At 68.7% G+C, this 25,436-nt stretch carries 24 protein-coding genes; 16 read left to right on the plus strand and 8 right to left on the minus strand.

The genetic code is table 11. The annotated features are described in order from the left end of the window. Position 1: 1 nt before the first annotated feature. Both SACMADRAFT_RS09725 and SACMADRAFT_RS09730 read right to left on the minus strand, forming a co-directional pair. A complete protein-coding gene (locus tag SACMADRAFT_RS09725) occupies positions 2-1,510 on the minus strand; it encodes an alpha/beta fold hydrolase (protein ID WP_009153635.1) in 1,509 nt (502 codons plus the stop codon). A 128-nt stretch (positions 1,511-1,638) separates the two neighbouring features. Beyond that, positions 1,639-3,750, minus strand: a complete 2,112-nt coding sequence (locus SACMADRAFT_RS09730) for a PQQ-dependent sugar dehydrogenase (protein WP_009153636.1) — start codon at positions 3,748-3,750, stop codon at positions 1,639-1,641. 776 nt (positions 3,751-4,526) lie between these two features. On the opposite strand from SACMADRAFT_RS09730, the gene SACMADRAFT_RS09740 reads away from it, so the two are divergent. The 11 genes from SACMADRAFT_RS09740 to SACMADRAFT_RS09790 all read left to right on the plus strand — a co-directional run bounded on the left by SACMADRAFT_RS09740 (position 4,527) and on the right by SACMADRAFT_RS09790 (position 15,579). Then, entirely contained in the window at positions 4,527-5,372 is an 846-nt protein-coding gene (locus tag SACMADRAFT_RS09740) for an MlaE family ABC transporter permease (RefSeq protein ID WP_009153637.1), read from the plus strand. A gap of 5 nt (positions 5,373-5,377) precedes the next feature. Beyond that, complete coding sequence (locus tag SACMADRAFT_RS09745; protein ID WP_009153638.1) at positions 5,378-6,235, plus strand: MlaE family ABC transporter permease; 858 nt, start codon at positions 5,378-5,380, stop codon at positions 6,233-6,235. A gap of 4 nt (positions 6,236-6,239) precedes the next feature. Continuing rightward, the gene (locus SACMADRAFT_RS09750; RefSeq protein ID WP_009153639.1) at positions 6,240-7,505 is read left to right on the plus strand and encodes an MCE family protein; all 1,266 of its coding nucleotides are present in this window, start codon (positions 6,240-6,242) and stop codon (positions 7,503-7,505) included. A 7-nt stretch (positions 7,506-7,512) separates the two neighbouring features. Continuing rightward, positions 7,513-8,556: an MCE family protein gene (locus tag SACMADRAFT_RS09755; RefSeq protein ID WP_009153640.1), complete on the plus strand. Its 1,044-nt coding sequence runs from the start codon at positions 7,513-7,515 to the stop codon at positions 8,554-8,556. Next, the gene (locus SACMADRAFT_RS09760) at positions 8,553-9,677 is read left to right on the plus strand and encodes an MCE family protein (protein ID WP_009153641.1); all 1,125 of its coding nucleotides are present in this window, start codon (positions 8,553-8,555) and stop codon (positions 9,675-9,677) included. The genes SACMADRAFT_RS09755 and SACMADRAFT_RS09760 overlap by 4 nt, the downstream gene beginning before the upstream one ends. Then, positions 9,674-10,870: an MCE family protein gene (locus SACMADRAFT_RS09765; RefSeq protein ID WP_009153642.1), complete on the plus strand. Its 1,197-nt coding sequence runs from the start codon at positions 9,674-9,676 to the stop codon at positions 10,868-10,870. Before SACMADRAFT_RS09760 ends, SACMADRAFT_RS09765 begins: the two co-directional genes overlap by 4 nt. After that, positions 10,867-12,015 (plus strand): MCE family protein, encoded by a 1,149-nt coding sequence (locus tag SACMADRAFT_RS09770; RefSeq protein ID WP_009153643.1) that lies wholly within the window; start codon positions 10,867-10,869, stop codon positions 12,013-12,015. The genes SACMADRAFT_RS09765 and SACMADRAFT_RS09770 overlap by 4 nt, the downstream gene beginning before the upstream one ends. Beyond that, positions 12,015-13,421, plus strand: a complete 1,407-nt coding sequence (locus SACMADRAFT_RS28485; protein ID WP_009153644.1) for an MCE family protein — start codon at positions 12,015-12,017, stop codon at positions 13,419-13,421. Before SACMADRAFT_RS09770 ends, SACMADRAFT_RS28485 begins: the two co-directional genes overlap by 1 nt. Then, positions 13,418-13,933, plus strand: a complete 516-nt coding sequence (locus tag SACMADRAFT_RS09780) for a hypothetical protein (RefSeq protein ID WP_009153645.1) — start codon at positions 13,418-13,420, stop codon at positions 13,931-13,933. Before SACMADRAFT_RS28485 ends, SACMADRAFT_RS09780 begins: the two co-directional genes overlap by 4 nt. Further along, positions 13,930-14,613: a hypothetical protein gene (locus SACMADRAFT_RS09785; RefSeq protein ID WP_157617227.1), complete on the plus strand. Its 684-nt coding sequence runs from the start codon at positions 13,930-13,932 to the stop codon at positions 14,611-14,613. Before SACMADRAFT_RS09780 ends, SACMADRAFT_RS09785 begins: the two co-directional genes overlap by 4 nt. Positions 14,614-14,754: 141 nt before the next feature. Further along, positions 14,755-15,579, plus strand: a complete 825-nt coding sequence (locus SACMADRAFT_RS09790) for an SDR family oxidoreductase (protein WP_009153647.1) — start codon at positions 14,755-14,757, stop codon at positions 15,577-15,579. Positions 15,580-15,601: 22 nt separating this feature from the next. Here SACMADRAFT_RS09790 and SACMADRAFT_RS09795 read toward each other — a convergent pair whose 3' ends face one another. Together SACMADRAFT_RS09795 and SACMADRAFT_RS28490 are read right to left on the minus strand one after the other, a co-directional pair. Then, positions 15,602-17,176 (minus strand): GMC oxidoreductase, encoded by a 1,575-nt coding sequence (locus SACMADRAFT_RS09795; protein ID WP_009153648.1) that lies wholly within the window; start codon positions 17,174-17,176, stop codon positions 15,602-15,604. 102 nt (positions 17,177-17,278) lie between these two features. After that, a complete protein-coding gene (locus SACMADRAFT_RS28490; RefSeq protein ID WP_009153649.1) occupies positions 17,279-17,683 on the minus strand; it encodes a hypothetical protein in 405 nt (134 codons plus the stop codon). Positions 17,684-17,834: 151 nt separating this feature from the next. Here SACMADRAFT_RS28490 and SACMADRAFT_RS09805 point away from each other — a divergent pair, with 151 nt between their 5' ends. The 3 genes from SACMADRAFT_RS09805 (at position 17,835) to SACMADRAFT_RS09815 (ending at position 20,392) form a co-directional block, all read left to right on the plus strand. Further along, complete coding sequence (locus tag SACMADRAFT_RS09805) at positions 17,835-19,007, plus strand: sensor histidine kinase (protein ID WP_009153650.1); 1,173 nt, start codon at positions 17,835-17,837, stop codon at positions 19,005-19,007. Then, the gene (locus SACMADRAFT_RS09810) at positions 19,004-19,669 is read left to right on the plus strand and encodes a response regulator (protein ID WP_009153651.1); all 666 of its coding nucleotides are present in this window, start codon (positions 19,004-19,006) and stop codon (positions 19,667-19,669) included. Before SACMADRAFT_RS09805 ends, SACMADRAFT_RS09810 begins: the two co-directional genes overlap by 4 nt. 147 nt (positions 19,670-19,816) lie before the next feature. After that, positions 19,817-20,392, plus strand: coding sequence for a hypothetical protein (locus tag SACMADRAFT_RS09815; protein ID WP_009153652.1), 576 nt, complete (start codon positions 19,817-19,819; stop codon positions 20,390-20,392). 15 nt (positions 20,393-20,407) lie between these two features. On the opposite strand, the gene SACMADRAFT_RS09820 is transcribed toward SACMADRAFT_RS09815, so the two are convergent. Further along, complete coding sequence (locus SACMADRAFT_RS09820) at positions 20,408-21,175, minus strand: TetR family transcriptional regulator (RefSeq protein ID WP_040926264.1); 768 nt, start codon at positions 21,173-21,175, stop codon at positions 20,408-20,410. A 99-nt stretch (positions 21,176-21,274) separates the two neighbouring features. On the opposite strand from SACMADRAFT_RS09820, the gene SACMADRAFT_RS09825 reads away from it, so the two are divergent. Both SACMADRAFT_RS09825 and SACMADRAFT_RS09830 read left to right on the plus strand, forming a co-directional pair. Then, positions 21,275-21,736: a hypothetical protein gene (locus SACMADRAFT_RS09825; RefSeq protein WP_009153654.1), complete on the plus strand. Its 462-nt coding sequence runs from the start codon at positions 21,275-21,277 to the stop codon at positions 21,734-21,736. A 33-nt stretch (positions 21,737-21,769) separates the two neighbouring features. After that, a complete protein-coding gene (locus tag SACMADRAFT_RS09830) occupies positions 21,770-22,267 on the plus strand; it encodes a DinB family protein (protein ID WP_009153655.1) in 498 nt (165 codons plus the stop codon). A gap of 63 nt (positions 22,268-22,330) precedes the next feature. Here the strand turns inward: SACMADRAFT_RS09830 and ligM are convergent, their stop codons facing one another. The 3 genes from ligM to SACMADRAFT_RS09845 form a co-directional block, all read right to left on the minus strand. Continuing rightward, positions 22,331-23,734 carry a vanillate/3-O-methylgallate O-demethylase gene (ligM, locus tag SACMADRAFT_RS09835; protein ID WP_009153656.1) on the minus strand — a complete coding sequence of 468 codons (1,404 nt, stop codon included), beginning with the start codon at positions 23,732-23,734 and terminating at the stop codon, positions 22,331-22,333. Between the two features lie 85 nt (positions 23,735-23,819). After that, positions 23,820-24,515 carry a 4-carboxy-4-hydroxy-2-oxoadipate aldolase/oxaloacetate decarboxylase gene (locus SACMADRAFT_RS09840; RefSeq protein ID WP_009153657.1) on the minus strand — a complete coding sequence of 232 codons (696 nt, stop codon included), beginning with the start codon at positions 24,513-24,515 and terminating at the stop codon, positions 23,820-23,822. Continuing rightward, positions 24,512-25,234, minus strand: a complete 723-nt coding sequence (locus tag SACMADRAFT_RS09845; RefSeq protein ID WP_009153658.1) for a PIG-L deacetylase family protein — start codon at positions 25,232-25,234, stop codon at positions 24,512-24,514. The genes SACMADRAFT_RS09840 and SACMADRAFT_RS09845 overlap by 4 nt, the downstream gene beginning before the upstream one ends. Positions 25,235-25,436 lie beyond the last annotated feature (202 nt).

A 25,436-nucleotide genomic window follows, 5' to 3' on the forward strand; every position in this document is an offset into this window, starting at 1 on the left:
GTCAGCCGACGACGGGAAGCTTCACGCTCACGTCCTTGAGCAGCATCGCGCCGGGCGTGCGGCTGCCGTGCAGCGCGAACATGTCCGAGACCGGGCTCACCGTGAGGAACAGCGACTCGCCCTCCTCGACGGTGGCGGCCACCGACGGCAGCTCGATCTGGCGCCGGGTGCCGAGGCCGACGCTTTCCTCCCGGTGCGGCAGCACGTTGTTCTGGACCACCTGCGCGTCCACCGCCGAGGTGCCGACGCTGAGCGCGAAGAACGCCCTGCTGTCCACGCCCAGTGCGGTGACCAGCGCGTCCAGCTGCGAGGTGCCCGCGATGGTCAGCGGGCCGTCGGCGATCTTGATCTGCTGCGGCAGGCCCGCCGCCGTCGTGGTGGTGATGTCGGGCAGCGAGTACCGCGCCGTCGGGGCGACCGAGTCCACGCTGAGGCAGTCACCGCGGGCGGTCATCAGGTGGTAGCGGCCGTGGCCGGTCAGCTCGCGCGGGGCGCCCAGCAGGTTCTCGGCGAAGAACCGCAGTTCCAGCTCGTCGTAACCGGCTCCGCTCAGCCGTGCCGAACACGCGTCACCGGGCACCGCCGTGCCGATGGGTAGCACGTTCGGCAGCGCGTGCCCGCCGTTGTAGCCGATGAGCAGGCTGTCGCGGCGGGCACGGTCGGTCAGCGCCAGGTCGAAGTTGTCGATCGCCTGATCCAGCGGGAACAGGTTGTCGCTGCTGCCCTGCCGCAGCAGTACCGGAATGTCCAGTTTCCTGCCCTGCTCGACGTGGAAGCCGGGACCGTTGTCGTGGAAGAACTCGGCCATGCTCGCGGGCCAGTTCCCGGTGGCCATGCCCTCGGCGAATCCGGCGTGGACGGTCGAGGTGTGCGCGTCGAGACCCGCGGTGTAGAGCAGACCCGTCCACGCCGTGCGTACCACATCGCTCGGCGCGAGGCTTTCGTTCAGCGAGTACCAGGTGATCTGCGGAGCGAGCGCGTCGAAGCGCGTGCGGCCGGTCAGCATCAGTTCGGTGAACGCGCCCACGAACTGGTAGCCACCGCCGTAGGAGCCGCCGATCGCGCCGAGCACCGGGTCTTCCGGGCCGTCGCGCTTCACCCAGTCCAGACTCGCCACGTAGTCGATGACGGCGATGACGTCCGCGCCCTCAAAGGCGGGGTCTTCGACGTGTGCCTTACCGCCGCTTTCCCCGAAGCCACGCTGGTCGATGCTGACCACGCCGAAGCCCGCGTCGAGGTAGCGCTGGAACGAACCGGGCGCGGAGGTACGGCTGCCGCCCCAGCCGTGGCTGTGCAGCAGCACGGGGACGCGGTTGTCCTTCGACGCGGCGGCGGGCTTGAACACGCTCACACAGATGTCAACCGGCCCGGGTTCGAGCACGTCGGTCTCGGCCACGCTGGGGATGCAGACGTTGTCCGGACCGGAAGGCTCACCACCGGCCGAAACCGGTGCTGCCAGCACGATCCCGGCGGTCAGGGCGACCACCGCCGCCAGACTGGTTGTGCGCATCCGCAGTCCTCCCGCTCGCACCGTCGCGTCGTGTGCTCATCAACGACGGCGGCGCGAAAGGGGTTCGCCCCACTTCGCGGAAAGACCCGTGGTGCCCCACCACCGGGCGGGGCACCACGGGTCGGTTCTCACTGGGTGGGTTGCAGCACGACCTGGGCCTCACCGGACAGCGAAGGCACCCCGTCGCCGCCCGGGTCGGTGTAGGTCGCGTGGAACACGCCCGCCAGATCGTCGTGCGCGGGGTCGTGTCCCTCCGGCACCGTGGTCTCGATCGAGCCGGTACAACCGGAGGCGGTGGTCTGCGGGTGACCGTGCTCGTCGTGGCCGAGGATGTAGGTCACCTCGACGCGCGAGCAGTCCACCGGCTGATCGTCGGTCACCGACACCTCGAACTCGATCACGTCACCCCAGGTGAAGGACTGCCCGTCGGTGGGGCTGACGAACTCCACCACCGGTGCCTGGTTGCCGACCACGATGTCGACCTCCGCCGACGCCGACCGGCCTCGATGCTTGCCACCGACGTCGGTCACCTTCAGCGTCGCGGTGTAGACGCCGTTCTGCTGATAGGTGTGAGTGGGGTTGGCCTGCCAGGAGTCCACCCGGCCGTCGGAGTCGAAGTCCCACTCGTAGCGAATCCGGTCACCGTCGGGGTCCTGGGTGCCGTCGCTGGAGAAGGCAACCGTCAGCGGAGTACGCCCGTTGTCGGTGTCGACCGACACCTCCGGCACGGGCGTGTGGTTGCCGTGCGGGCCGATGTAGTCGATGCGAGCCAACTGCGCCTGCGGGTTCTCCGCGAAGTAGCCCTTGCCGTACTCGAGCACGTACAGCGCCCCGTCAGGTCCGAACTCCATGTCGATCGGCCCGAACACCGGGATCGACGGCAGCACGTCCTCGATGGAGGCCACCCCGCCGTCCTCACCGAGCCGGAAACCCTTGATGTAGTCGCGGGTCCACTCGTAGAACAGCGGCATGCCGTCGTAGTACTCCGGCCAGGCCACCGGGTTGCTGCCACGCCGGTCGGCCGCGTCGTAGTCGTACGCGGGGCCCGCCATGGGGCCGATGCCCCCGGTGCCGAGTTCGGGGAACCGCTCCGAGGCGCCGTAGCCGTACCACACGTCGGGTTGCGCGACCGGTGGCAACTCGGTGCGGCCGGTGTTGTTGGGGGAGTCGTTGCGTGGCGCCGCGCAGTCGAACGCCTCGCCCGATTCCTCCGTGGCGAAGTCGTAGTCGATGTAGGGCATGTCCGGCGTGACGCAGTAGGGCCAGCCGTAGTTGCCGGACTCCCTCGCCACGAACCAGCGTCCCTGCCCGGCAGGACCGCGCTGCGGGTCGGCCGAGCCCGCGTCGGGGGAGTAGTCGGCGACGTAGAGGTCACCGCCTCCGTTCACCTCGATCCGGAACGGGTTGCGCAGGCCCATCAGGTAGATCTCCGGACGGGTCTTCGGTGTCCCCGGCTCGAACAGGTTGCCCTCGGGAATGGTGTAGGAGCCGTCCTGTTGCACCCGGATGCGCAACACCTTGCCGCGCAGGTCGTTGGTGTTGGCGGAGCTGCGCTGGGCGTCGAACGCGGGGTTGCGGTCGGCTCGCTCGTCGATCGGGGCGTATCCGTCGGACTCGAACGGGTTGGTGTCGTCGCCGGTGGACAGGTACAGGTTGCCCTGGCCGTCGAAGGCGATGTCACCGCCGACGTGGCAACAGATGCCCCGGTCCTCCTCCACCTCGAGGATCTGCTGCTCGCTGGAGAGGTCGAGTTTGTTGCCCACCAACTGGAATCGCGACAGTCGCTGGATGCCCTTGAACGGTTCGAAGTCGGCGGGGTTGCCGCTGGTCGGTGCGTCGCCCTCGTTCACATCGGGGGTCGCGGGGTCGTCGCGCGGGGTGTCCATCGGAGGTGCGTAGTACAGGTACACCCACCTGTTGTTCTTGCCGTCGAAGCCGGGATCGACCGCGACGCTTTGCAGCCCTTCCTCGTCGTGGGTGTAGACGTCGAGTTCGGCCGCCAGCGTGTTCAGGCGGGTTCGCGGATCGTGCAGCCACAACTCGCCCGCACGGGTGGTGTGCAGCACCCGGCCGTCGGGCACCACCGCGAGATCGATGGGCTCGCCGGGACTGTCGTTGAGCGTGACCTTCTGAAACTCCGTATCGGCCGGCGGTGCGGGTTGTGCCGCCGAGGTCGCCGGTGCGACGGCGAGTGCCGTGCCCACTGCGGCCACCAGTGCCACCATGCGCGGTATTCGCATGGTCACCTACCTCTCTGCAAGGGTTCGGTGGGGATGGGGATGTGGGTGGAAGCGATCACGTCGGTGCACAGGTGCGACCGCGGGTGCGCCGGGTGAGGCCGCTGCCCAGCGCCGGTAACCGTCGGGGCAGCGCAGCGGACGAGGTCGACGGTGAAGCTTCGGTACTCCGCATCGAGTCCTTCTCACGCGGTGGCCCCCAGCCTGCTCCGATCGAGGAGTCGGCGGGATTGCCGCCCAACGCCTCGATGCACCGGTGTCTTCGCCGCATGGAACAGTAAGCCGACTTTTGATCGGAGTCAACGGACAATTGTTTGTGATGAGCTGAAGCTGGGCTGCGACATCCACATCGATGCATGTGGTGGGGTCCCGTTGGTCGCCGCATGCCCAAAATCGGGTAGGTCCGCCATGGATCTCCGGTCACACCCCGGTTCCCGGATGGAGTCGGTCGGGTCTCGCCGTTCGCGCCGTGGTGCCGGTTTGCGGCTCGGCACCGGACGAAGAACCAAGGCCCGGTGCTCGCGCGCTGAACGGGTGTGGCGTTCGAAGGGCGCCGCAACGCGTTCGCGGGCAGCAAAAGCGGTCCGGTCGCGGTGTTCGCGCGCGAGGTCGCGGTGGCGAATCTTGCCGGTACGGCGGCATCTTGTGTCGCCCATCACTCTAACGTACTGTGCAGTAGGAAGTTCCGGGCAATGTCGCTTATGGAACGGAAAGGACCCATTGATGGTCTCTTTCGCCTTCATGGCAGCGAATCTGTCCCAATCCGGATGCAAGCGGCCATGACGACATCGCTTCGCGACCGTGACAGGTCCTCGGGATCCGAGCGCGCCGACCGCTCCACCGACAACCCGTTGCCGAGTCTGCTGACCGGATGGCTTGTCCCAGCGGGAAATCTGGCCGGCTTCGCGATGCGGACCCTGCGAGAGCTGTTCCGCCGCCCGTTCCAGTGGCGGGAGGCGTTCGACCAGGCGTGGTTCGTCATCAGAGTCTCGTTGCTTCCCGCATGCGCCATCACCATCCCGTTCGGAGCCACGTTCTCGTTGCAGGTCGGTGCGCTGCTACAGCAACTCGGTGGGCAGTCCAACATCGGCGCCGCGGCGGTTCTCGCCAACGTGCAGCAGGTCGCACCTGTCGCCACGGTGCTGGTGGTCGCCGGTGCCGGAGGGTCGGCGGTGTGCGCGGACCTGGGCTCGCGCAAGATCAGGGAAGAGCTGGACGCCATGCGTGTCATGGGAATCTCGCCGATCCAGCGCCTCGTGGTCCCGCGCGTGGTCGCGATGACGCTCGTCGCCGTGCTGCTGAACGTGATCGTCGCCGCGGTCGGAATCCTGGGCAGCTATCTCTACGTGGTCTTCGCGGCGGGCGGCTCCGGCGGGGTGTTCCTGCGGTCGGCTACCGCGCTGACAGACCTGCCCGACCTATACGTCGGACTGGTCAAGGCCGCGTTGTTCGGGCTCATCGCGGGCATCGTCGCGGCGTACCAGGGGATCAACGCCAAGGGTGGCCCCAAAGGAGTGGGAGACGCGGTGAACCAGTCGGTGATCGTCTCGTTCGTGCTGCTCTTCATCGTCAATGCCGTGCTGACCGGCCTCTACTACCAACTCGTGCCGCCGAAGGGGTTCTGACGGCCATGGTGAGGACAGAGGTCCCCTCGCCACTGGTAAAGGTGCCGGTTCGCGCCGCGGCGGGGCTCTACCGGCTGCTTGCCAACCTCGGCGACCAGTTGCTGTTCTACCTCAAGGTGTTCGGCTGGACCGGCCGGACCGCTCGCCGGTACAGAACCGAAATCGCGCGCCTGGTCGCACAGGTGAGCCTGGGGCGCGGGGGGATGGCGCTGGTCGCAGGCACGATCGGCATCGTCATCCTGGAGACCTCGGCCGTCGGTGTGGTGGTGGGGCTCGCCGGCTTCGAAGGGCTGAGGCAGATCGGTGCCGAGGCCTTCATGGGCTTCATCTCCGCCTACTTCAACACCCGGGAGGCCGTGCCGCTCATCGCCGCCAACGCGCTGATCGCCACGGTGGGCGCGGGTTTCACCGCCGAGATCGGCGCGATGCGCATCCACGAGGAGATCGACGCGCTCGAGGTGATGGCGGTGCCCTCCATACCGTACCTCGTCACGACTCGCGTGATCGCGACCGTGCTGGCGATCATCCCGATCTACATCATCGCGCTGTTCTTCTCCTACCTGGCCACCGAGTCGATCAGTGTCTTCTACTTCGCACAGACGCCGGGTACCTACGAACACTACTTCGACCTCTTCCTGCCACCGATCGACATCGTCTACTCCTTCGTCAAGGCATTGGTGTTCGCGGTCGTGATGGCGCTGGTGATGTGCTATTACGGCTTCCGCGCGAGGGGCGGACCCGCGGGGGTGGGTGTCGCGGTCGGGCGGGCGGTGCGGCTCACGCTCGTCCTCGTCGTGATCCTCGACTTCTTCATCAGCCTCATGCTGTGGGGCGCCACGGCCACCGTGCGGATAGCGGGGTAGCGCCATGAGCGAGTTCGGGTCGGCACGGCGACATCTTGAGCCGATCGTGGGCGTGGTTTTCGTCGCGCTGCTGTTGCTGGCGGCATGGGGAGCCTGGAGCGGCTTCAACAGGGAACTTCCCTGGCAGCGCAGTGTCGAGGTCACCCTGACCACTCCCTCGGCAGGACTCGGACTGATCTCACAGTCCGATGTGAAGATCCAGGGAGTGCTGGTCGGCACCGTGCGCGAGGTGGTCTCCGACGGCAGGCAAGCGGTGGTGCGCCTTTCCCTCGATCCCGAACACGTCGGTCTGATCCCGGCCAACGTGGACGCCGCCATCGTGCCCAAGACCTTGTTCGGGGAGAAGTACGTCGACCTGCGTCCCCCGCCGAAACCGACCGCGCGGCGGATCGCCTCGGGAGACGAGATCAGGCAGTCTCGCGAGTCCGTCGAACTCGGCGAGCTGTTCACCAACCTGAACGCGACCCTGCGTGCGCTGCGCCCGGAGCAGTTGTCGTTGACGCTGAACGCCGTCGCCGACGCACTGCGAGGGCGCGGAGCGACACTCGGCGAAACGATCGATCTGCTCGAACGCTTGCTCACCCGATTCGGTCCGCACCTGCAAGACTCCATGGCACTGCTGCGAAAGGCGTCGGCGACGGCCGATGTCTACGCCGGCAGTGCCGACGAGTTGGTGCGGATACTCGACAACTCGCGGCGGGTCACGGCTGAGCTGCTCGTGCCGAAGGAACGGACTTTCGCCCAGTTCCTGCGGCAGAGCATCGAGACCTCCGACGCCACCAGCGAGGTCGTCGAAGACAACGCCGATGTGCTCGTCCGGCTGGCGGCCGGGCAGCGATCCGTCATGGAGTTACTCGCCTACTACTCCGGGCAGATCCCGTGCACCATCGACGGGTTGGTGCAGTCCCAGAAGGCGGCCAACCTCGTCATCGGGGGACAGGGACCGTACTTCCGGCTCACCCTGGACGCGTTCGTCAGCAGGCCGCCGTACAGCTACCCGCAGGACCTGCCCAGCAACCCCAACAGCGACGCACACGTCAGCAACCTCCCGCCGGGAATCCAGTCCTGGGAGCCTTACTGCCCGATCGTTCCCGAGCGCGTCCGGGAGCTTCCCGGCAAGGCATCCGCAACCACGGGACCGCTGCCGCGGCCGCCCGCCACCGGATCGGCCCAGGACATCGCGCCCAACCGCGACGACCGTGGCACCGCCACGCACACCGGCTCACTCGGCGGGCTGCTGCTGGGACCGCTGCGCCAGGAAGCGAGGTGACGCTCCGATGAGACGCTTTCCCACTTCGGTGATCAAGGTCGGCGTGTTCGCGGCGGCGGCGGCGCTGGTCGCGGCCGTGCTCGCGTCACTGGTCGGGAACCTGTCGTTCACCCCCACTCACGAGTACGCGGCCGTGTTCACCGACGCGCTCGGCGTCGCCGAGGGCGACGACGTGCGCATCGGCGGTGTCGTGGTGGGGCACGTGGAGTCGGTCGAGCTGGGCGAAGGCAGCTCCGCCGAGGTCACCTTCGACGTCGACAAGTCCGTTCCGGTGTACCGCGAGGCCACCGTGGAGATCCGGTGGGCGGACGTGGTGGGCAACCGCTACCTCGCGATCGTGGAAAGCGCAGGCGGGTCGCCACTGGCGGCGGGCTCCACGATCCCGCAGGAGCGAACCAAGCCCGCGCTCAACCTGACCGTGCTGTTCAACGGGTTCCAGCCGCTGTTTCGGTCGCTGTCGCCGCGCGATGTCAACCAGCTCAGCGCCGAGATCATCCAGATCCTGCAGGGTGAGAGCGGCAACGTCACCACGTTGCTGCGCAACACGGCACAGCTGGCCAGCTCCGTCGCCGACAAGGACGCGGTGATAGGGCGTGTTGTGGACAACCTCACCACGGTGCTGGTGGCGGTGGACGAGCGCGAAAACCGCATGACCCAACTGATCGTGCGGTTTCGTGACCTGATGAAAGGCATCGCGCAGGAGCGGGAACCGATCGGGCGGTCGCTGGAGTCGATGACGGCCTTGCTCGACGCGGGAAGTGGTTTGCTGGGCGAACTGCGGGAGCCGTTGCGCGCCGACGTCGGCCACCTGGGGGCGCTGGCGGGCAAGCTGGCCGCCGACAGGAACGATCTCGACGAGCTGCTGCGTGGCCTTCCCGGCAAGCTGTCCAACATGAACCGGACCTCTTCCTACGGTTCGTTCTTCAACTTCTACCAGTGTGCGGCCGACATCCGCATCGGGCTGCTCGGCGAGGTCATGACACTGCGTGCGCCGCTTTCCAACAGCGCGAGCGAGAAGGACACCGTGTGTGCCGGGAGTGGTTCGCGATGATACCCAGAGCAACGGACTACTCCCTGCGGCGGTCACTGTCCGAACGCGACCCCAGAGTGCTTGCCGTCGCCGGTGCCGCTGCCGTCGCGCTGCTGCTGCTCGGCGTGCTGAACCTCGACAAGCTGCCACTGGTGGGCGACGGCAGGAGTTACCGCGCGGCCTTCACCGACGCATCCGGGCTGCAGGAAGGCGAGATCGTCACGATTGCCGGGATCAAGGTCGGCACGGTGGAGCGCATCGAACTGGTCGGAGCGCGGGTCGTGGTGAGCTTCGAGGTCGAGGACGTCTCGCTGCCCGAGGGCACCAGGGCCTCGATCGAGATCAAGTCGCTGCTCGGCCAGCACCACCTCGCGCTGCTGCCGGAGGGTCGGGGCGAGTTGGCGGAGGGCAGCGAGATACCGCTGGAGCGCACCACCACGCCGCTGAACATCGTGCCCGCGCTGCAACGGGCACACCGCACGGTGGAGGAACTCGACACCGAACAACTCGCGAAGGCGATGCGGACCATATCGGCCACATTGGAGGACACGGCCCCGCACGTCAGGGCCACCCTCGACGGGTTGTCCTCGCTGTCGGGCACCGTCGCGTCCAGGGACGCCGAGCTCAAGGAACTGCTGTCCAGGACGCGAAGCGTCACCGGCACGATCGCGGGTCACAACGCCGACATCTCCGAGCTGATCAGGAGCGCGGACCAGGTCGTGGCCACCCTGCACGACCGCCGTGAAACCATCCGCGGCCTCATTCAGGGCACCACCGCGCTCGCCGAGCAGGTGCGTGGACTGGTGCGGGACAACATGGATCAGCTCGGCCCGACCCTGCGCAAGCTGAACGAGGTGCTCGACGTGCTCGCCGACAACGAGCGCAACCTCTCCGAGGCGCTCAACCAGGCCAGCACCTACGCCAGAACCTTCAACAACCAGGCCGGTTCCGGGCCGTGGTTCGACGGGCTGGCGATGCTGCCTCGCGGAGGCGCGGCATGCAGCTACGAGCACACGCCGTTGTCCGAACTGCTCGACCCGGTGCTCACCGAACTGAACAAGCGCATCAACGGTGTGGCCAAGCCGTGCCTGCCGCTGGGACCCGCGCCGGACACCTCCGGCGGATACGGGGGTGGACGTTGAGCGCGCTGACACGCGCGGTCGCGGCCGTGGTGGTCGCACTGCTGCTGGCGGCCGGGATCATGACTGTCGCCAGCACCGACGACAGCAAACACCTCACCGCCTACTTCGAACGGACCGTCAGCCTGCACCCCGGAGCGCAGGTCAAGGTGCTCGGGGTCGGCATCGGGAAGGTGGACTCGATCACCGTGGAAGGAACCAGGGTGCGGGTCGAGCTCAGCTACGAGCGCGACCGCGACCTTCCTTCCGGCGTCGAGGCCGCGCTGGTGCCGCCCTCGTTGCTCGGTGACCGCTTCATCCAGCTCACACCGCCCTACACCGGCGGAGCCGTACTGCCCGACGGCGCCACGCTGCACACCGACCGCACCGCCGAACCCGTCGAGATCGACGAAACCTACCGGGGGCTCGACGAGCTGGCCAGGGCACTGGGCCCGCAGGGGGCCAACCGCGACGGCGCGCTGTCGGAACTGATCAGTGCGCTGGCCGAGAACCTCGAAGGAAACGGCGACGCGATGAACCGCACGGTCGCCGACCTTTCCGACGCGGTGGACACCCTCGCGGCTGGCGGCCCCGACCTCGCCGCCACGGTCACCAACCTGCTTTCCATCAGCGAGAACCTCGCGGCGAACGACTCACAGGTCCGCTCGCTCGTGGACACGCTGGCCACTGTGTCCACCGAGCTGAACGGGCAACGCACGGACCTGCGCACCGCCGTGCGCACCCTCGGCTCGGCGATGTCGGAGCTGGCGAAGTTCGTCCAGGAGCATCGCCCTGAGCTGGCGACCGCGATCGACGACCTCGCCACGACGACGGCAGCGGTGAGAGAGCGCAAGGCGGAGCTGGTCGAGTTGCTCGACATCACACCGCTTGCCTGGTCCAACCTTGCCCGCGTCGCGCTGCCGCTGAACTGGGACATCGACCACCCCGAGCGGGTGCCCGCGCACGCACGGACGTCGGCACCGGTGTCGCGGTTCGTGCTGTTCGAGGAGATCGGCGTGCAGCTGGGACACGTCATGACAGCCGTGTGCGGGCAACTGCCGCGACAGCAGCGGCCGAGGCTGGCCCCGCTGTGCGCGGCGCTGCACAGGACCGGCAAAAACCTGGGCGAGGTGGCCAGCGGTCTGGTGAAGGTGCTGCCGACGACCTCGAGGCCCCCGGAATCGCTCGGTGACATCCTCCTGGGAGGCCTTCGATGAGCCGCGGGATCATCACAGTCGCCGCCGCGCTCGCCGGGTGCGGGCTGCTGCTGGCCGGCTGTAGCTATGCGGGACCGGCAAGCCTGCCGCTGCCCGCGGGAGCCTCCGTAGGAGCGGATCCCTATCGCGTGACGGTGGTGTTCGACGATGTCGGCAACCTCGCGCCGAAGGGCTCGTGCCGGACCAACGACGTCCCGGTCGGGCTGGTGGAGTCGATAGAACTCGGCGACGATCTGCGCCCTCGGGTCGTGTGCCTGCTGGACTCCTCGGTCACGCTGCCTGCCAACACCGTCGCCCGGCTGTCCGAGACCGGCCTGCTCGGTGAACGCTTCGTCGCGCTCGGCCCGCCGCGGGGGCAGCAGTCCCGCGGCGAGCTGAAACCAGGTGCCGTGATCGACAGCGGTGACAACCAGGCCGACGCAGGCGTCGAGCAGGTGCTGGGTGCGCTTTCGGCCGTGCTCAACGGCGCAAGCATCGAGCGCATCCAGACGATCAACGAGGAGCTGAACACGGCGCTGTCCGGCCGGGAACCGCGGGTGCGCGGCCTGCTGGAGGAACTGGCTTCGGTCACCACGACGCTGAACCGGCACCGGGGCGACATCACCAGGGCACTGGACTCGCTCGACCGGCTGAGCGGGACGCTGGCCGAACGCCACGAGGCCGTCGGGTCGGCCATCGACGCCGTACCGGAGGGACTGCGGGTGCTCAACCGGCAGCAGGACCAACTCCTCCGGCTGCTTCGCCGCACCGCACACCTGTCCGAGGTGGCGACACCGCTCATCGAGCGAAGCAGGCGCGACACCGTAGGCACCCTGGAACTGCTGCGCCCGGTGCTGAGCGAGCTGTCGAAGGCGGGCGGGCAGCTCACCGACGCGCTGCGTTTCCTTTCCACCTTCCCGTTCCCGGAGAACGCGGTTCGCGCCATGAAGGGTGACTACTTCGGCCTGTACCTCACGGTGAACGTGAACATGGACTCCCTCAGCCACTTGCTCGGCGGAACCGGACAGTCCGGTTCCGAACCGCCAGCCGGAGGGCAACGCTCCGCGCCCACACCGCGGCAGCCGCCACTGGTCGAGCTTCCCGAACTCCCGCCCGCACCGCAGACGCCGCCGGACCTCGGCGACCTGCTACCTGGGGGGCGCTGATGCTGCGCGGGTCGGAACGCATCCAGCTACTCGTGTTCGCGGTCATCGCCGCGGTCACCCTGACCTACGGGCTCGTCAGGTTCGCCGGAATCGAGGACGCGGTCTCACCGCCGTACACGGTCACGGCGGAGTTCGCCTCGTCGGGAGGGATCTACCCACGTGCGCAGGTCACCCAGCTCGGGGTGCGGGTAGGAACCGTTACCGCGTTGCGTCCGAGGCCGGACGGCTCCGTGCTGGTCGACCTCGAGATCGACAACGGTGTGGAGATCCCTTCGGAGTTGGCCGCCTCGATCGCCAGCACCTCCGCGGTAGGGGAACTCAGGGTCGAGCTGACACCGCTTCGGCAGCAGGCGCCCCCGCTGCGTGACGGCAGCCGGATCGACCGATCGAGAACCTCGGTGCCGCTGCCGGTGGAGGATCTGCTTTCCGATCTGAACTCACTGGCCGCATCGTTGCCCGAGGACGACCTGGCCGTCACCCTGACCGAGGCCGGGCGAGCCTTCAGCGGGTCGGGGCCGCGGTTGCGCCGGTTGCTTGAGCGCAGCAACGAGCTGACGGCGACAAGCCTGCGTAACCTCGACGACGTCATCGACCTCATCGGTACCGGCTCGCGGGTGCTCGACACACAACTGGAGCACGCCAACGACACCGAAACGATCGCGACCGAACTCGCCGGACTCAGCGACGAGATGCGCGCGCTGAACTCCGACGTCGCCACCGTGTTCACCGAGGGGCTGCGCGCGGGGGAACAGGTAAGCGGGCTGCTGCGCGACACCCGGCACACTCTCCCGCTGCTGCTGCGCAACCTGCTCACGGTCACCGACGTGACCGTTCCCCGGTTGCCCGGTGTGCGCAAGAGCCTCGCGATCCTGCCGAGGGCGATCGAGGGAGGTCTGTCGGCGGTTCGCCCGTGCGACAAGTACGACATGGAGACCGGCGAGCCGATCCTGTCCACTTGCGACATCGATCCGCGCACCGGTGAGTTCATCTGGTCGGGAAGGCTCGCCGCGCAGCTCGACCTGCCCAACATGCCGGGGCAGGTGTGTGTCAGCGGCTACGAGGGCACGAAGAAGTACCTGCCCAGCGGGCTTCCCGCGGACGGGCAGGGGCCACCGCAGCCGCCGAACTCGCCTCCCAACCTGGAGGCACACTGCGCCGCGCCGCCGACCGACCCGCGTACGCCCAACGTGCGGGGCTCGCAGAACGCGCAGCGACCAGGCGAAGAGTCCACTGTGGCGACGGGCGGCCGTGGCTCGGCGGGTTCGACGTCGCGGCCCGTCGGACTTGTCGTCGACGAAAGTGGCGCGCCGCGCAAGGTGCTGGAACCCATCGGTCCGAAGCCGCCCGCAGGGGCTGACCCGCTCGCGTGGCTGCTGGTTCGATCCGTCGAGGAGGAGGTTCGGTGAGGATTGCGGTGATCAGCCCGAGGCGATGGCGTTCGGCCACGCTGGTGCCGTGGACGCTCGCGGTGGTCGCAGCCGGTCTGCTCGCCACGTCGGGCGCGATGTGGTGGGGACAGCAGCAGGACATCGACCCCTCGGCGGTGGCCGTGGCACGAAGGCAGGCGATCAACTTCTTCACCATCGACTACCGCGATCTCGACGCGAGCACCGACCGGGTGCTTTCGCTTTCCACCGGAAAGTTCAAGGAGGATTACGCAAGGCAACGCGATCGGATCGCCAACAGCGCGACCGAACGCGAGTTGGTCGTCTCCGCCGTGGTCGCCGACAAGGCGACCGCGCTCGAGTACCAGAGCGAAAGCCGCGCTCAGGTGCTCGTCGGCGTCGACGCGAAGTCCCGAACCGGCGGCGGTGCTCAGGACAAGGCCGAGCAGCTCAACCGCTACCGGGTCCGGGTGCTGCTGGAGAAAGTGGACGGTCAGTGGCTGACCTCGGAGATCACCAAGGTGGGGTGGTGACCATGTCGCAGCGAGTGGCCGGCCGCAAGCCGTCGCCGGTGCCGCGTGAGCGGGACGAGGACTTGACCGAGGATCAGGACACCGCCACGACCGAGACGGCTGGCGCGCCGCAGCGCCGCCGCGAAGCCACCTGGTCGGCCCGCCGCAGGCTGGTGACTGTGCTGCTGGCTGTGCTGACCTGCGTGGCCGGTGCCGGCACCTGGTACCTGGCGACGCAGCACCGGCCCGCAGACGTGCGGCCCGACGCGGCGCGGCAGGGCGGCTACCGGGCCGGGACCATTCCGTCACAGCCGGGGCAGGCGGCCGTACACAGTGCCGTGCGGCGGCTGCCGGAGGTGCTCTCCTCCGACTTCCGCAGGCTGGACGAGAACCTCCGCAGGGCCAGGACCCACCTCACACCCCGGTTCCGGCGAATCTACACCGAGACGTTCAACTCGGTGGTGCGCCCTGCCGCGCAGCAGCACAAGTCGGTGATCAGGACGGTGATCAGCGGTGCCGGGCTGGTTCGGCTCTCCGAGGACGGCGGTGCCCGCGCGGTGCTCGTGGTGTTCGTCGAGCAGCTTTCGGCGGCAGGCTCGGGAGAGTCGGCAGGTGAGCCGAGAGTCAGCCAGGAACGCGTGAACGTGACCATGGCCAATGTGGATGGACAGTGGCTGGTGGACGACGTTGTGCCGTTCTGAGTACCCGACGACGCTACCGCAGCGACCGGTGGCCAGATTCACTCGCGCGGGACCGGGGCGCGGCCGCTGACGCCTGCCGGACGGTGGCCGCGGCGGTACGGTCGAGACCTGGTTCGGGTTCGATCGGCTTCGGAGGTCGTGGTGGACAGGGACGTCGCGGTCATCATCGGCGTAGGCGGGATAGGTCTGGCCATAGCCCGGCGCGTCGGTAGTGGAAGGACCGTGCTGCTCGCCGACTTCAACGAGCAGACGCTGCGACAGGCCGCGGAGCAACTGCGCGGCGAGGGCCACGACGTGCGGGAGCGAACCGTCGACGTGTCCGACGCGGCGTCGGTGACCTCACTGGCCGACGACGCCGCCGAACTGGGCACGGTCACGCACCTCGCGCACACCGCCGGCCTTTCACCCGTGCAGGCCACGGTGCCCGCCATCCTGCGGGTAGACCTGCTGGGCGTGGCGCTGGTGCTGGACGAGTTCGCGCCCGTCGTCGCGCCGGGCGGCGCGGCCGTGATCATCGCCAGCATGGCGGCGCACCTGATGGGGGCACTGCCGCCGGAGCAGGAGGCGGCCCTGGCGACGACGCCTTCGGAGCGGCTGCTGGAGTTGCCGTTCCTGGCCTCCGACCGGCTGACCGACCCCGGCGCCGCCTACGGCATCGCCAAGCGGGCCAACGTCCTGCGGGTCCGTGCCGCGGCCAACGCGTGGGGCCTGCGGCATGCCCGGATCAACTCCATCAGCCCCGGTGTCGTGTCCACCCCGATGGGCAGGCAGGAACTCGCGGGCGAGTCCGGCGCGGTGATACGAGGGATGATCGAGAACTCCGCGACCAACCGCGTCGGCACGCCCGACGACATCGCAGACGCGGCGGAGTTCCTGCTCGGCCAGCGAGCCACGTTCATCACCGGCGCCGACCTGCTGGTGGACGGTGGGGTCGTCGCTTCGATCCTGCGCGGACCTCACGGCTAGCGGCGCGCGGGTACGTCCACCGTCAAAACACCACACCCGCGTCCTCGGCGAGCAGTTCGTCGGTCGCCCGCTCGGCCACGGCCGCGATCGTCATCGACGGGTTGCAGGCGGCGGCGTTGCCCGGCAGCAACGCGCCGTCGAGCACGTAGAGGCCGCGGTGCCCGAGCACCCGGCCCGCGAGGTCACACACCGTGCCCATCGAGGCGCCGCCGAGCGGATGCCAGGTGGAGGGGTACACCGCGGTGGTGTCGAGCAGCGTGGACCCCGGGCCGACGATGTCGCAGGCCCGTTGCTGAATGCGCTGGTACAGCACGCCGTCGCCGTCGAAGGGCCATCGCAGCACGGCGTCGTCACGCGTCGAGTCGTACACGAAGTGGCCTCGGCCCTCGCTGACGCCGTAGCCGACCAGCATCGTGGAGCGGAGGTCGGGAAGCGGCGGGATCGAGGCCTGGATGATCGTGTTGGCCGTGCCGGGGTCGTCCCATTCCTTGCTGCAGTACACCACCGGCCCGCCCTGGGGCGCTCCGAAGTCGTCGGCCAGGTTCGTCCAGAAGTAGATGCGGTCGCCGTTGGATCCCCAGTTGGTGCCCAGTCCGTCGGGTAGGTCGGGGATCGCGCCCTTGGCTCCGGCGCGCATCAGCAGTTTGGTGGTGTTGGCGGTGCCCGCCGCCATGACGAGCGCCTTCGCGGTGATGATCTTCTTTTCCAGCACGGTCCCGTCGGTGCTGATGCGGTCGACGAACACCTGCCAGCGACCGTCGGCGGCCATCGCCACGTCGGTCACGTTGTGCAGGATCGCCACTCGCGCGAGGCCGGTTGCCTCGGCCGCTGCCACATAGGTGACGTCGACCGAGTGCTTGCCGCCGTTGTTCACCCCGAAGGCACAATCCCCGTTGGTGTATGAGGGCTTCATGTCGCCCGCCAACTCGCGCAGCGCGTAGGTCCAGTCGATCGGCATCGGGACCTTCTCCAGCGCGTAGCCCGCTCGTTCGACGTTGCGGGCGAAGATGCGCGAAGGCAGGTAGGTCTTGCTGTTGACCAACTCCTCCGGCGCGGTCTCCAACCGCAGCATCCGCGCGACCCTTGGGTAGTACACGCTGTCCATGCGCGAGTAGTCGAGTCGCTCGGGCAGGTTGGCGTTGAACACCTCCTCGCTGGGTTGCAGGGTCATGCCCTGGTACACCAGCGAGCCGCCGCCAACGCCCGCGGCGCACATGATGTCCATACCGTGACCGGGAACGCGCTCGAGTAACCCGGTGTAGCGCTCGAAGGGCGGCACGGAGATCCCGAACAGCGAAGGGCCCGACCCCAGCCAGAACATCCGCTTGTCAGGAGACGTCGTCACGCGAGGGAAGGTCTCGGCGTCGGGCCCGGTGGGCCACCGGATGCCGCGTTCGAGGATCAGCGAGGCAACCCCTGCCTGCGCGAACCGCAGTGCCGTGACGCCGCCCCCGAATCCGGAGCCGACGATGACCACGCGGTGTTCCTCGCGCGTCACCGGAACGCGGGTCGAGGCCGAGGCCGACATCGGCATCGCGGCCAGCCCGGCGGTCGCGGCGGCACCGGAGAGCAGGCGGCGGCGGCTGAATGCGGACATCGTGCTCCTACGTGATCTTGAGGCAGTGCCGAGCTAACATAGACAGCTGACCAGTCAGTCGTCAACAGTCTGTGGTGCTGCCCGCTCCACCGATCCAGCTGCTCAGCGGCGGCCTCCGCCCGCAAGCTGCAACCCGAGGGCCGCCAGTCCGGCGAGCGTGCCCAGCAGCGCCGAACGCGCGATCTCGAACAGGGCCACCACGGCCGCCGTGCCACCGTCGACGGCGCCGGGGTGCGATCCGAGCGTCAACGACTGCGCGACGAGCACGACCCCGTGAACCGTGCCCGCCACAGCAAGCGTGAGCACCGGTCGGGGAGTTCGACTGAACCCGACGCACCCGATCCAGGCAACAGCGGTGGCGCAAGCCAGCAGCGCCACCGTCACGGGCGTACCCAGCGTCTGGAACACCCCGGTGAGCGCCGCGAGCGGCCAGAGCAGGCCGAGCGCCCCCAGCCCGATCCCGAGCGGCCAGTTCGGCGCTTGCCGACTGGGTGATTTCGCCGTCATGACAGCACGCTATGGGCGGTGACGTGCGAGGACATCCCAACCGGGTCGACCGGTGATGTCGACTCCTGACGGGCCCGGTGTCGCCGGGAAGCGAGCCAGGGCGATGACATGGAACGGCTGCGGCCGTCCGCGCGAGCCCTAGGCTGGCACCATGCCACGCGCGAAGCCCGCCTCGCCCGACGGCGTCGACCCGCGGGTGGTCGACGCCGTGCTGGCGGTGGCGATGGCGCTCGCGGTGGCCGTCGTCATCGCCGCCGATCTGGAACGTACCGGCCGTGCCGTACCGGCGGCCTACCTGTTCGCCGCCGGATTCGGCGTGCTCGTCCTTGCCAGGCGTCGTGCCCCGAGGGTGGTGCTGTGGCTGACGGTGCTCGGCATCTTCGCCTACTACACCTTCGGCTTCCCGCCCATCGGGATCGCTTTACCCGCCATCGCGGCCCTCTACTCCGCCGCTGAGAGGAGCCACCTCCGATCGGCCGCGATCGCGGGCGTGGTGCTCACCGCGGTCGCGGCCTACGCCCGCATCGAGGAGGGGCTGCCCACCGCGTACGTCGCCAGCTACGAGTTCCTGACCAACGTCGCGCTCGTCGCCGCGGCGATCGCCTTCGGCTACAGCGTGCACCTGCGTCGCGAAGCGCGGTCCCAGCAGGAGCGGCTGAACGCGCTGACCGTGCTCGAGCAGGAACTGGCGGCCGAGAACAGGGTGAACACCGAGCGGATGCGGATCGCAAGGGACATGCACGACGTGGTCGGACACGGGATGTCGGTGATCGTGCTGCACGGCAACGTCGCGGCCGAGGCCATCGGCCACGACGAGGCCGCGGCGGCACGCGCCGTGCAGCGCATCCGCGATGCGGCCGCCACCACCATGCGTGACCTGCGTGCCACCGTGAAGCTGCTGCGGACGCCCGGCGCAGGCGCGGACGAACGGGAGGCCGTTGGCCTTTCCGCGCTGCCGAACCTCTGCCGCGTGGCCCGCGACGCGGGCGTCGTCGCGGAGCTGCGGATGGACGCCGACCCGGAGCGGGTCGACGGTGCGGTGTCGGCCGCGGCGTACCGGGTGGTGCAGGAAGCGCTCACCAACGTGATCCGGCACGCCGACGCCGCCTGCGTGCGGGTGCGAGTACGGATGGCGGGTGACGAACTCGAGGTGGAGGTCGCCGACGACGGTCGAGGCAGCGTGGCGGCCCAGGACCGCGACGGCCACGGGATCGCCGGGATGACCGAGCGTGTCACCTTGCTGGGTGGAACCCTGAGCGCTCGCAACGGCACAGCCGGGGGGTTCGTCGTGCGAGCGCGGATACCGGCGAGACTACGAACATGATCCGCGTCGTGCTGGTCGACGACCAGGAACTGGTCCGTGCCGGGTTGAAGCCACTCGCCGAGCGTGACGGCGACATCGCTGTCGTCGCAGAGGCGGCCACCGGCCGCTCCGGGCTGAGCAGGGTGCGCGAACTGCTCCCCGACGTCGTACTGATGGACATCCGGATGCCCGAGCTGGACGGGTTGGAGGCCACCAGGCAGATCGTGGCCGACCCCGCGCTGCGTTCGGTACGGGTCGTGGTGCTCACGACCTTCGAGGAGGACGAGCTCGTCATCGAGGCGATCCGGAGCGGCGCGTCGGGATACCTGCTCAAGGACGTGTCACCGGACGAGCTCAGAAGGGCGGTCCGGGTGGTCGCCGAGGGCGGCTCACTGCTGTCGCCGAGCGTTACCCGGACGGTGATGCGGTCGCTGGCCGAGGCGCCACGGCCCTCGCTTTCCGCTGACCGGCTGCGTGGCCTGACCGAGCGGGAGAAGGAAGTCCTCAAACAGGTCGCCGTGGGACTGTCCAACCAGGAGATCGCCAAGGCGCTGTTCCTCTCGCCCGCGACCACCCGCACCTACGTCTCCCGGCTGCTTTCCAAGCTGAACGCGCGTGACCGCTCCCAACTCGTCGTGATCGCCTACGAGAGCGGACTGGTGAGTCCGGGCGCAGCCGGTTGAGCGGGGGACCACTCGTACGGCAACCGCGAGCCGTCGGGACTGTCGCTGTGAGTCGATCGCCGGGTCGAAACGGGGTCGCCGGAGGGCGACATCGGCGACGACTTCGGCGGGATGGCCTGCCAGCCGAGGCGGCATAGCGTTTCGGCCATGCGCAGACTCGTCACCGCTCTACTGATCGGCCTGACCGTGGCCACGACCGTCTCGTTCGGAGCCGTCCTCGGTGAGACCTTCATGCTCTACCCGAACATCTTCCACGACCCGCCGCGATCGCTGGTGCTGGCACGGGAGTTCATGGTCGAGGGGAGTCCGTCGGACTTCTTTCCTCCACTGGGGTTTCTCATCATCCTGACCGGAACCGTCACGGTGCTGTCGACCTGGCGCAGCAAGGCGATCCGCTGGTACGTCCTCGGTGCGGCGCTCGCCTACCTCTGCTTCGAACTGCTGTTCTCCATGGTCTGGTTCTGGCCACGCAACGAGATCATGTTCGTGGACCCGGTCGGTACGCATTCGGCGGAGTTCCTGCGCGCCACCGCGCGTGAGTTCGTCGCGGGTCACTGGGCGCGGGTCGCGGGTGGCGCGCTCACCGCGGGACTGCTGTTCACCGCGCTGATCCGGTGGCTGTGCTCGCCCGGCCGCTCGCCCGGCCGCTCGTCCGACTCCGCCGGTGTGACCGCCGTGGAACGCGATCGGAGGACGGCGGCGGCGCGGGAGCAGGCTCCGTAATGGCACGCCGTGCCGTTACGGCCGGTCGTCCTGACCGCTCGGCGGCCGCAGTGAGGCATCGAGCAGCCGTGCCACCTCGGTCGCGGGCGTCGAGGTGCGCAACACGGCGACCACCGTGTCCGTGCCCGTCTCGGCCGCCTCGCGATCGGCGTGAACGCAGGCGGAGTAGGCGTCGATGACCATGGCGAACGCCTTGTCGGCGAGGGCGTGGGCGTCCACGGCGCCGTCGCCGCGCAGCCACTGCCGCAGCACGTGGTTGTGTGCCGCGGCCACGGCCGCGCCCGCGATCGGCGCCCGCATCTCCGCCAGCGGGTCGCCCGCCGCGTGGAAGCGGGCCCGCAGGTACCGGGTGAAGACTCGCTGGTAGCGATCGACGCTGGCGACCTCCTTGTCGCGCAACGACATCACCGTGCGGGTGAGTGCGTAGCGCTTCAGCGAGACCTCCGGGTCGTCCAGGTAGAAATCGAGCACCAGCCGCACCGCCTCGCACACCGCCTCGAGCGGGTCACGCCGCTGGTCGGTGTCGGCGAGTTTGCGCTCGATGTCGACCAGGAGTTCGTCGTGATTAGGGAAGATGGCGTCCTCCTTCGACCGGAAGTACCGGAAGAAGGTCCGCCGTCCCACACCCGCCGCTGCCGCGATGTCGTCGACGGTCGTGGCGTCGTAGCCACGCTCGAGGAACAGGTCGATCGCGGCCCGCGTCAGCGCCCGGCGCAGTCTGCGGCGGCCCGCGACGGTGCGGCCCGCCCGCTGGCGCGGTGCTGTCGGTGTTTCGGCGCGCATGTTCACAAACAGTAGCAGGCGGACCATTGCTAATGGCACTCAGTGCCACTAGCATGCCATCGTTGTGGACGACGAGGTGCCGCAGGAGAGAGGAACGCCATGAGCCAGGAGGTGGGTACGGCCCCGCAGCAGTCTCGGGTGGACTACCGGGGCACGTTCGGCTGGCCGGTGCAGTGGGACCGTGGCGGGCTGCGGCTCGTGACCGGTTCAGGTGTGGGCGCCGTGGTGGTGCCGAGGCGGATCTCGGATGCCGTGCTGGCGAGCCTGGCAAGGCAGGGCTGCGACGGTCCGGCGCTGACACTGCCGACGCGGCGAGAGATGGTCACCGTGCTGCTCGTCGAGACCGACGACTTCGCCGTCGCGGAGGCGCCGCTTCCCGAGGGCGTCCAGGTGCTTGCGGCAGGGTCGACGGTGCCGCTGCCCGACGAGCACAACCCCAACGCGCTCGCTCGCTGGCGGGTCCAGCCCGATCCGAGGCAGCGCTGGCTACCGAGCCTCGCGGCCGTGCTCGCCACCATCTCCGCGACCGGCAACCTGCGCCACGAACTGCTCGTCTGGTGACTACCCGGCCGTGCCGGCTGCGATGATCCGGGCATGCCTTCCGAACCTGTGATCCGCTCGGAGGCGGTGACCGGCCTGCCCTTCCGTGCTCAGTTCGAGGCCTTCCTCGACGAGCACCGCGACCTGATCAACGGCTGCCTTGACGGGCTGACGGAGGAGCAGGCGCGCCGATCGCTGGTGCCGTCGCGGACCACGCTGCTCGGGCTGGTCAAGCACGCGACCTTCGTGGAGCAGGTCTGGTTCGACGAGGCCATCACCCGCAGGCCACGTGAAGAGATCGGCATTCCCGCCACGCCGGACGAGTCGTTCGTCCTCGAAGAGCAGGACACCATCGCGAGCGTGCAGCGGGCGCATCTCCAGGCGTGTGCTGCCTCGCGGCGTGCGACGGCGGCGCTGCAGCTGGACGACCTGGTGTACGGCAACCGGCGCGGGCCGTTGCCGCTTCGCTGGGTGTATCTGCACGTGCTTCGCGAACTCGCCCAGCACTGCGGGCACGCCGACATCCTGCGCGAGCAGCTCCTCACGCGGTGACGGGCCCGTGGGTGGCGACCGGGCAGGTCACCACGGTCACCACCCACGAAGGCACCGCTGCCGTCAGGCCGTGGTGGTGCGCCAGCCCGGCCGGTAGCTCTCCCGAGCCATCACCGAGTACGGCGCGGGGCTGACGATGGCACGCACGGCGAGCTGCTCGTGCGGCTCAACCGTGGTCTTGCGGCTGCCGCCGTCGGGCTCGCCCCACACCACCCGGACCTCGGCGCCGAGCGGCACGTCCGGGTTCACCGTCGCCAGCGACAGCGCCGCGCGCTCGTTGGCGCTGTAGCCGGTGAACAGCGACAGCCCGATCAGGTTCTCGTCGGCGTCGAGCACGGAGTCGAAGTTGGACGAGCCGTAGTTGGCATTGGGCAGATCGAAGAACTGGTAGCCGGGGCCGTCCGGGTCGATCGGTGAGGACAGCAGCTTGGCGACGTCCTCGGCGTTCCACGCCAGCGTCACCTTGCGGCGCTGCTGGTCCGGATCGAGGGCCTGCAGCGCGTCGCGCCCGATGAAGTCGTGGTCGAACTTCACGAACGAGCCGTAGCCCAACTCCCACGGGTTGAGGTAGTAGTCCTCGATCTTGTCGGAGACGAAGCTGCCCGCCAGCGCGTTGTTCGCCTCGTAGCTGTCCGCGCCGAGCCACTCGCGGTACGGGCGCAGTCCCTCGCCGGAGTAGACCGCGGGCAGCGGTGAAGGAATCCAGCCGGACTCCAGGGTGTTGCACGAGTAGGCACGGGCTCCGGCCGGCTCGATGCCGAACTCGCGGCCCGCCTCCAGGATGGCGTCGCGAACCTTGAAGTAGCTCTCGTACGGGCCCCAGATCTCCAGGCCGGGCGCGCCCGCCATGCCGTGTCGCAGCGTGCGAACGCGCTCGCCCGCGATGTTCATGTATCCCATGCGGAAGAAGCGGACCTTCTCCACAGGGCCGCCGTTGACCTTCTCGATGACCTGCCACGCGTTGGGGCCCTGGATCTGGAACCGCCACACGTCGCGGGTCACCGGCTTGCCGTACGGCCGCGACGGCGAGCGCTCGTCACGGCGGACGTCGACGTTGTAGCCCCCGGTCTCGGCGCGGAAGGTCAGGTAGTTCGCCACGGGTGCGCGGCCGACGAAGACGAGCTCCTCCTTCGCGAGCCGGAACAGGATTCCGTCCCCGATGACACCACCCTCCGGCGAGACCGGGACGAACTGCTTCGCGCTGTCCACTTCGAACTTCTCGACACTGTTGATTCCGGTGTCGGAGATGAGCCGCAGGGCGTCCGGTCCGGAAATGAACAGGTTCACCATGTGGTGCGTCTGGTCGAACAGCACCGCCGTCTTCGTCCAGGCCTTGACCTCGCGGCGCCAGTTGGTGAACTCCGAAGGGACCACCGGGTAGATGTAGGCACCGAGCTGCGAGTTGCGCAGCAGCTCCACGGTGTTGCCCGCCTGGTCAAGTACTTCCTGCAGATTCTTCGCTTTCATTTCATTCCTGTTCTCGATCGGCGCCGTCGCCGGGACAGCAGAGGAAGGTGGTCGTTGGTAAGCAGGTGCGGTTTCGCCAGTTGGTTCAGCTCCCGTACTCCTCGGCGGTCACGTACTCGACACCGAGCTCGCTCAGCTTGGCGCGCAGGCCGTAACGGTCGAGGCCGAGCTGGCCGTCCCGGAATGCCTGCCGGGTGGCTTCTTCCTTGTCGATGCGGGCCTGCGCCGAGGTGAGCGCGCGGTCGACGTCCTGCCGGGGCACGACCATCGCGCCGTCGTCGTCGGCCAGGATCGCGTCGCCTGGGCGCACGAGCTGGCCGCCGACGGTGATCGGCACGTTGACCGAACCCGCGGTGGCCTTCACAGTCCCTTGTGCACTGACCGCGCCCGCCCACACCGGGAAGCCCATCGCGTGCAGCTCGGCCACATCGCGAACACCTGCGGTGGTGACCAGCCCTCGCACGCCACGGAGTTGCAGCGCGGTCGCGAACAGCTCACCGAACATGCCGTCGCTGCACGGCGAGGTCGTGGTCACCACCAGCACGTCACCGGGGCCGCACTGCTCCACGGCCGCATGGATCATCAGGTTGTCGCCGGGCCAGGACAGCACGGTGACGGCCGTGCCGCCGATGCGCGAGCCGAGGTGGGTGGGGCGAAGCCCGGTGCCGAGGAAACCGGTGCGTCCCAAACCCTCGTGCACCGTCGCCACGCCGTACTCTGCCAGTTTCGTGACCTTGTCCAGGTCCGCCTTCGGCGGGTCGGTGACGACGACGCTTCTCATGCCAGCACCTCGGTCACCTGCGGGTACAGCCGCATGTAGGCCTCGCCCATGGTGTTGTGCGGCAGCCCGAGGTTGGGACCGGCGTTGCGCTTGAGCTGCACGCCGCGACGCTTGGCGAGATCGGTGTAGTAGTCCCACATGTGCTGCTGCGCGGGCAGGCACTCCATCGCCTTGCGCTTGGCGTCGAACACCGACGTGATGTCCAGCAGCACATCCGGTTTGAAGTCGCACTGCTCGGGCTGGTGCGGCTCGAAGAAGAACACCGGTGGCGCGCCGAGCGGATCGCCTGGTGCGTCGTAGCCGACGGCCTGCGCGAGCACCCGGGCGTGCAGCGCCATGCGCGCCGCCGCGGGGTGGTCCTGGTTGTACGGATCGACCAGCGGGTGCGTCAGCACCACCGACGGTTCGACCTCGCGATAAACCCGCACGATCCGGTCGATCAGCTCCGGCGTCTCCAGCAACGGGTAGTCGCCCGCGTCGAGGAACTCGATCTCGGCACCGAGCACCTCGGCGGCGTTGGTCGCCTCGGCACGGCGCAGCTGCTTGATCTCCTCCAGTTGCTTGCCCTCGCGCCACGCCTTCGCCGACTCGCCACGCTCGCCGTAGGTAAGGCACAGCACCTTGGCCCGGTCACCACGAGCCGTCGCCAGCGCGATAGCTCCTGCCGCTCGCCACACGAAGTCACCCGCGTGGGCGCTGACCACCAGCAATGAACTCATCCCCGGCATCTCCTCTGCAGTCCTCGGCCGTTACCGAGGACAGTAGGAGCGCGCGGCGGCGATCGTGACGTCCCGCTGCCCTGTCTGTGATACGTCGTTTGACGTAGCCGATCCGGCGGGATGTCCATTCCGCGACGGTCATCAGGCCGTGCCGGGGCGAGCCGACAAGAACATAGCGTAGGCGCAGGGCGAGATCCCCACC

Origin of the sequence: Saccharomonospora marina XMU15 (assembly GCF_000244955.1) — a bacterium.
GTDB lineage: Bacteria > Actinomycetota > Actinomycetes > Mycobacteriales > Pseudonocardiaceae > Saccharomonospora_A > Saccharomonospora_A marina.

Bases quoted from the DNA above. Each gene is read 5' to 3' on its own strand.
- SACMADRAFT_RS09840 (WP_009153657.1), bottom strand. From the start codon at position 24,515: ATGAGAAGCGTCGTCGTCACCGACCCGCCGAAGGCGGACCTGGACAAG.
- SACMADRAFT_RS09845 (WP_009153658.1), bottom strand. From the start codon at position 25,234: ATGAGTTCATTGCTGGTGGTCAGCGCCCACGCGGGTGACTTCGTGTGG.
- SACMADRAFT_RS09830 (WP_009153655.1), top strand. From the start codon at position 21,770: ATGCCTTCCGAACCTGTGATCCGCTCGGAGGCGGTGACCGGCCTGCCC.
- SACMADRAFT_RS09795 (WP_009153648.1), bottom strand. From the start codon at position 17,176: ATGTCCGCATTCAGCCGCCGCCGCCTGCTCTCCGGTGCCGCCGCGACC.
- SACMADRAFT_RS09745 (WP_009153638.1), top strand. From the start codon at position 5,378: ATGGTGAGGACAGAGGTCCCCTCGCCACTGGTAAAGGTGCCGGTTCGC.
- SACMADRAFT_RS09820 (WP_040926264.1), bottom strand. From the start codon at position 21,175: ATGCGCGCCGAAACACCGACAGCACCGCGCCAGCGGGCGGGCCGCACC.
- SACMADRAFT_RS28490 (WP_009153649.1), bottom strand. From the start codon at position 17,683: ATGACGGCGAAATCACCCAGTCGGCAAGCGCCGAACTGGCCGCTCGGG.
- SACMADRAFT_RS09770 (WP_009153643.1), top strand. From the start codon at position 10,867: ATGAGCCGCGGGATCATCACAGTCGCCGCCGCGCTCGCCGGGTGCGGG.
- SACMADRAFT_RS09740 (WP_009153637.1), top strand. From the start codon at position 4,527: ATGACGACATCGCTTCGCGACCGTGACAGGTCCTCGGGATCCGAGCGC.
- SACMADRAFT_RS09810 (WP_009153651.1), top strand. From the start codon at position 19,004: ATGATCCGCGTCGTGCTGGTCGACGACCAGGAACTGGTCCGTGCCGGG.
- SACMADRAFT_RS28485 (WP_009153644.1), top strand. From the start codon at position 12,015: ATGCTGCGCGGGTCGGAACGCATCCAGCTACTCGTGTTCGCGGTCATC.
- ligM (WP_009153656.1), bottom strand. From the start codon at position 23,734: ATGAAAGCGAAGAATCTGCAGGAAGTACTTGACCAGGCGGGCAACACC.
- SACMADRAFT_RS09760 (WP_009153641.1), top strand. From the start codon at position 8,553: ATGATACCCAGAGCAACGGACTACTCCCTGCGGCGGTCACTGTCCGAA.
- SACMADRAFT_RS09730 (WP_009153636.1), bottom strand. From the start codon at position 3,750: ATGCGAATACCGCGCATGGTGGCACTGGTGGCCGCAGTGGGCACGGCA.
- SACMADRAFT_RS09815 (WP_009153652.1), top strand. From the start codon at position 19,817: ATGCGCAGACTCGTCACCGCTCTACTGATCGGCCTGACCGTGGCCACG.
- SACMADRAFT_RS09755 (WP_009153640.1), top strand. From the start codon at position 7,513: ATGAGACGCTTTCCCACTTCGGTGATCAAGGTCGGCGTGTTCGCGGCG.
- SACMADRAFT_RS09805 (WP_009153650.1), top strand. From the start codon at position 17,835: ATGCCACGCGCGAAGCCCGCCTCGCCCGACGGCGTCGACCCGCGGGTG.
- SACMADRAFT_RS09825 (WP_009153654.1), top strand. From the start codon at position 21,275: ATGAGCCAGGAGGTGGGTACGGCCCCGCAGCAGTCTCGGGTGGACTAC.
- SACMADRAFT_RS09750 (WP_009153639.1), top strand. From the start codon at position 6,240: ATGAGCGAGTTCGGGTCGGCACGGCGACATCTTGAGCCGATCGTGGGC.
- SACMADRAFT_RS09725 (WP_009153635.1), bottom strand. From the start codon at position 1,510: ATGCGCACAACCAGTCTGGCGGCGGTGGTCGCCCTGACCGCCGGGATC.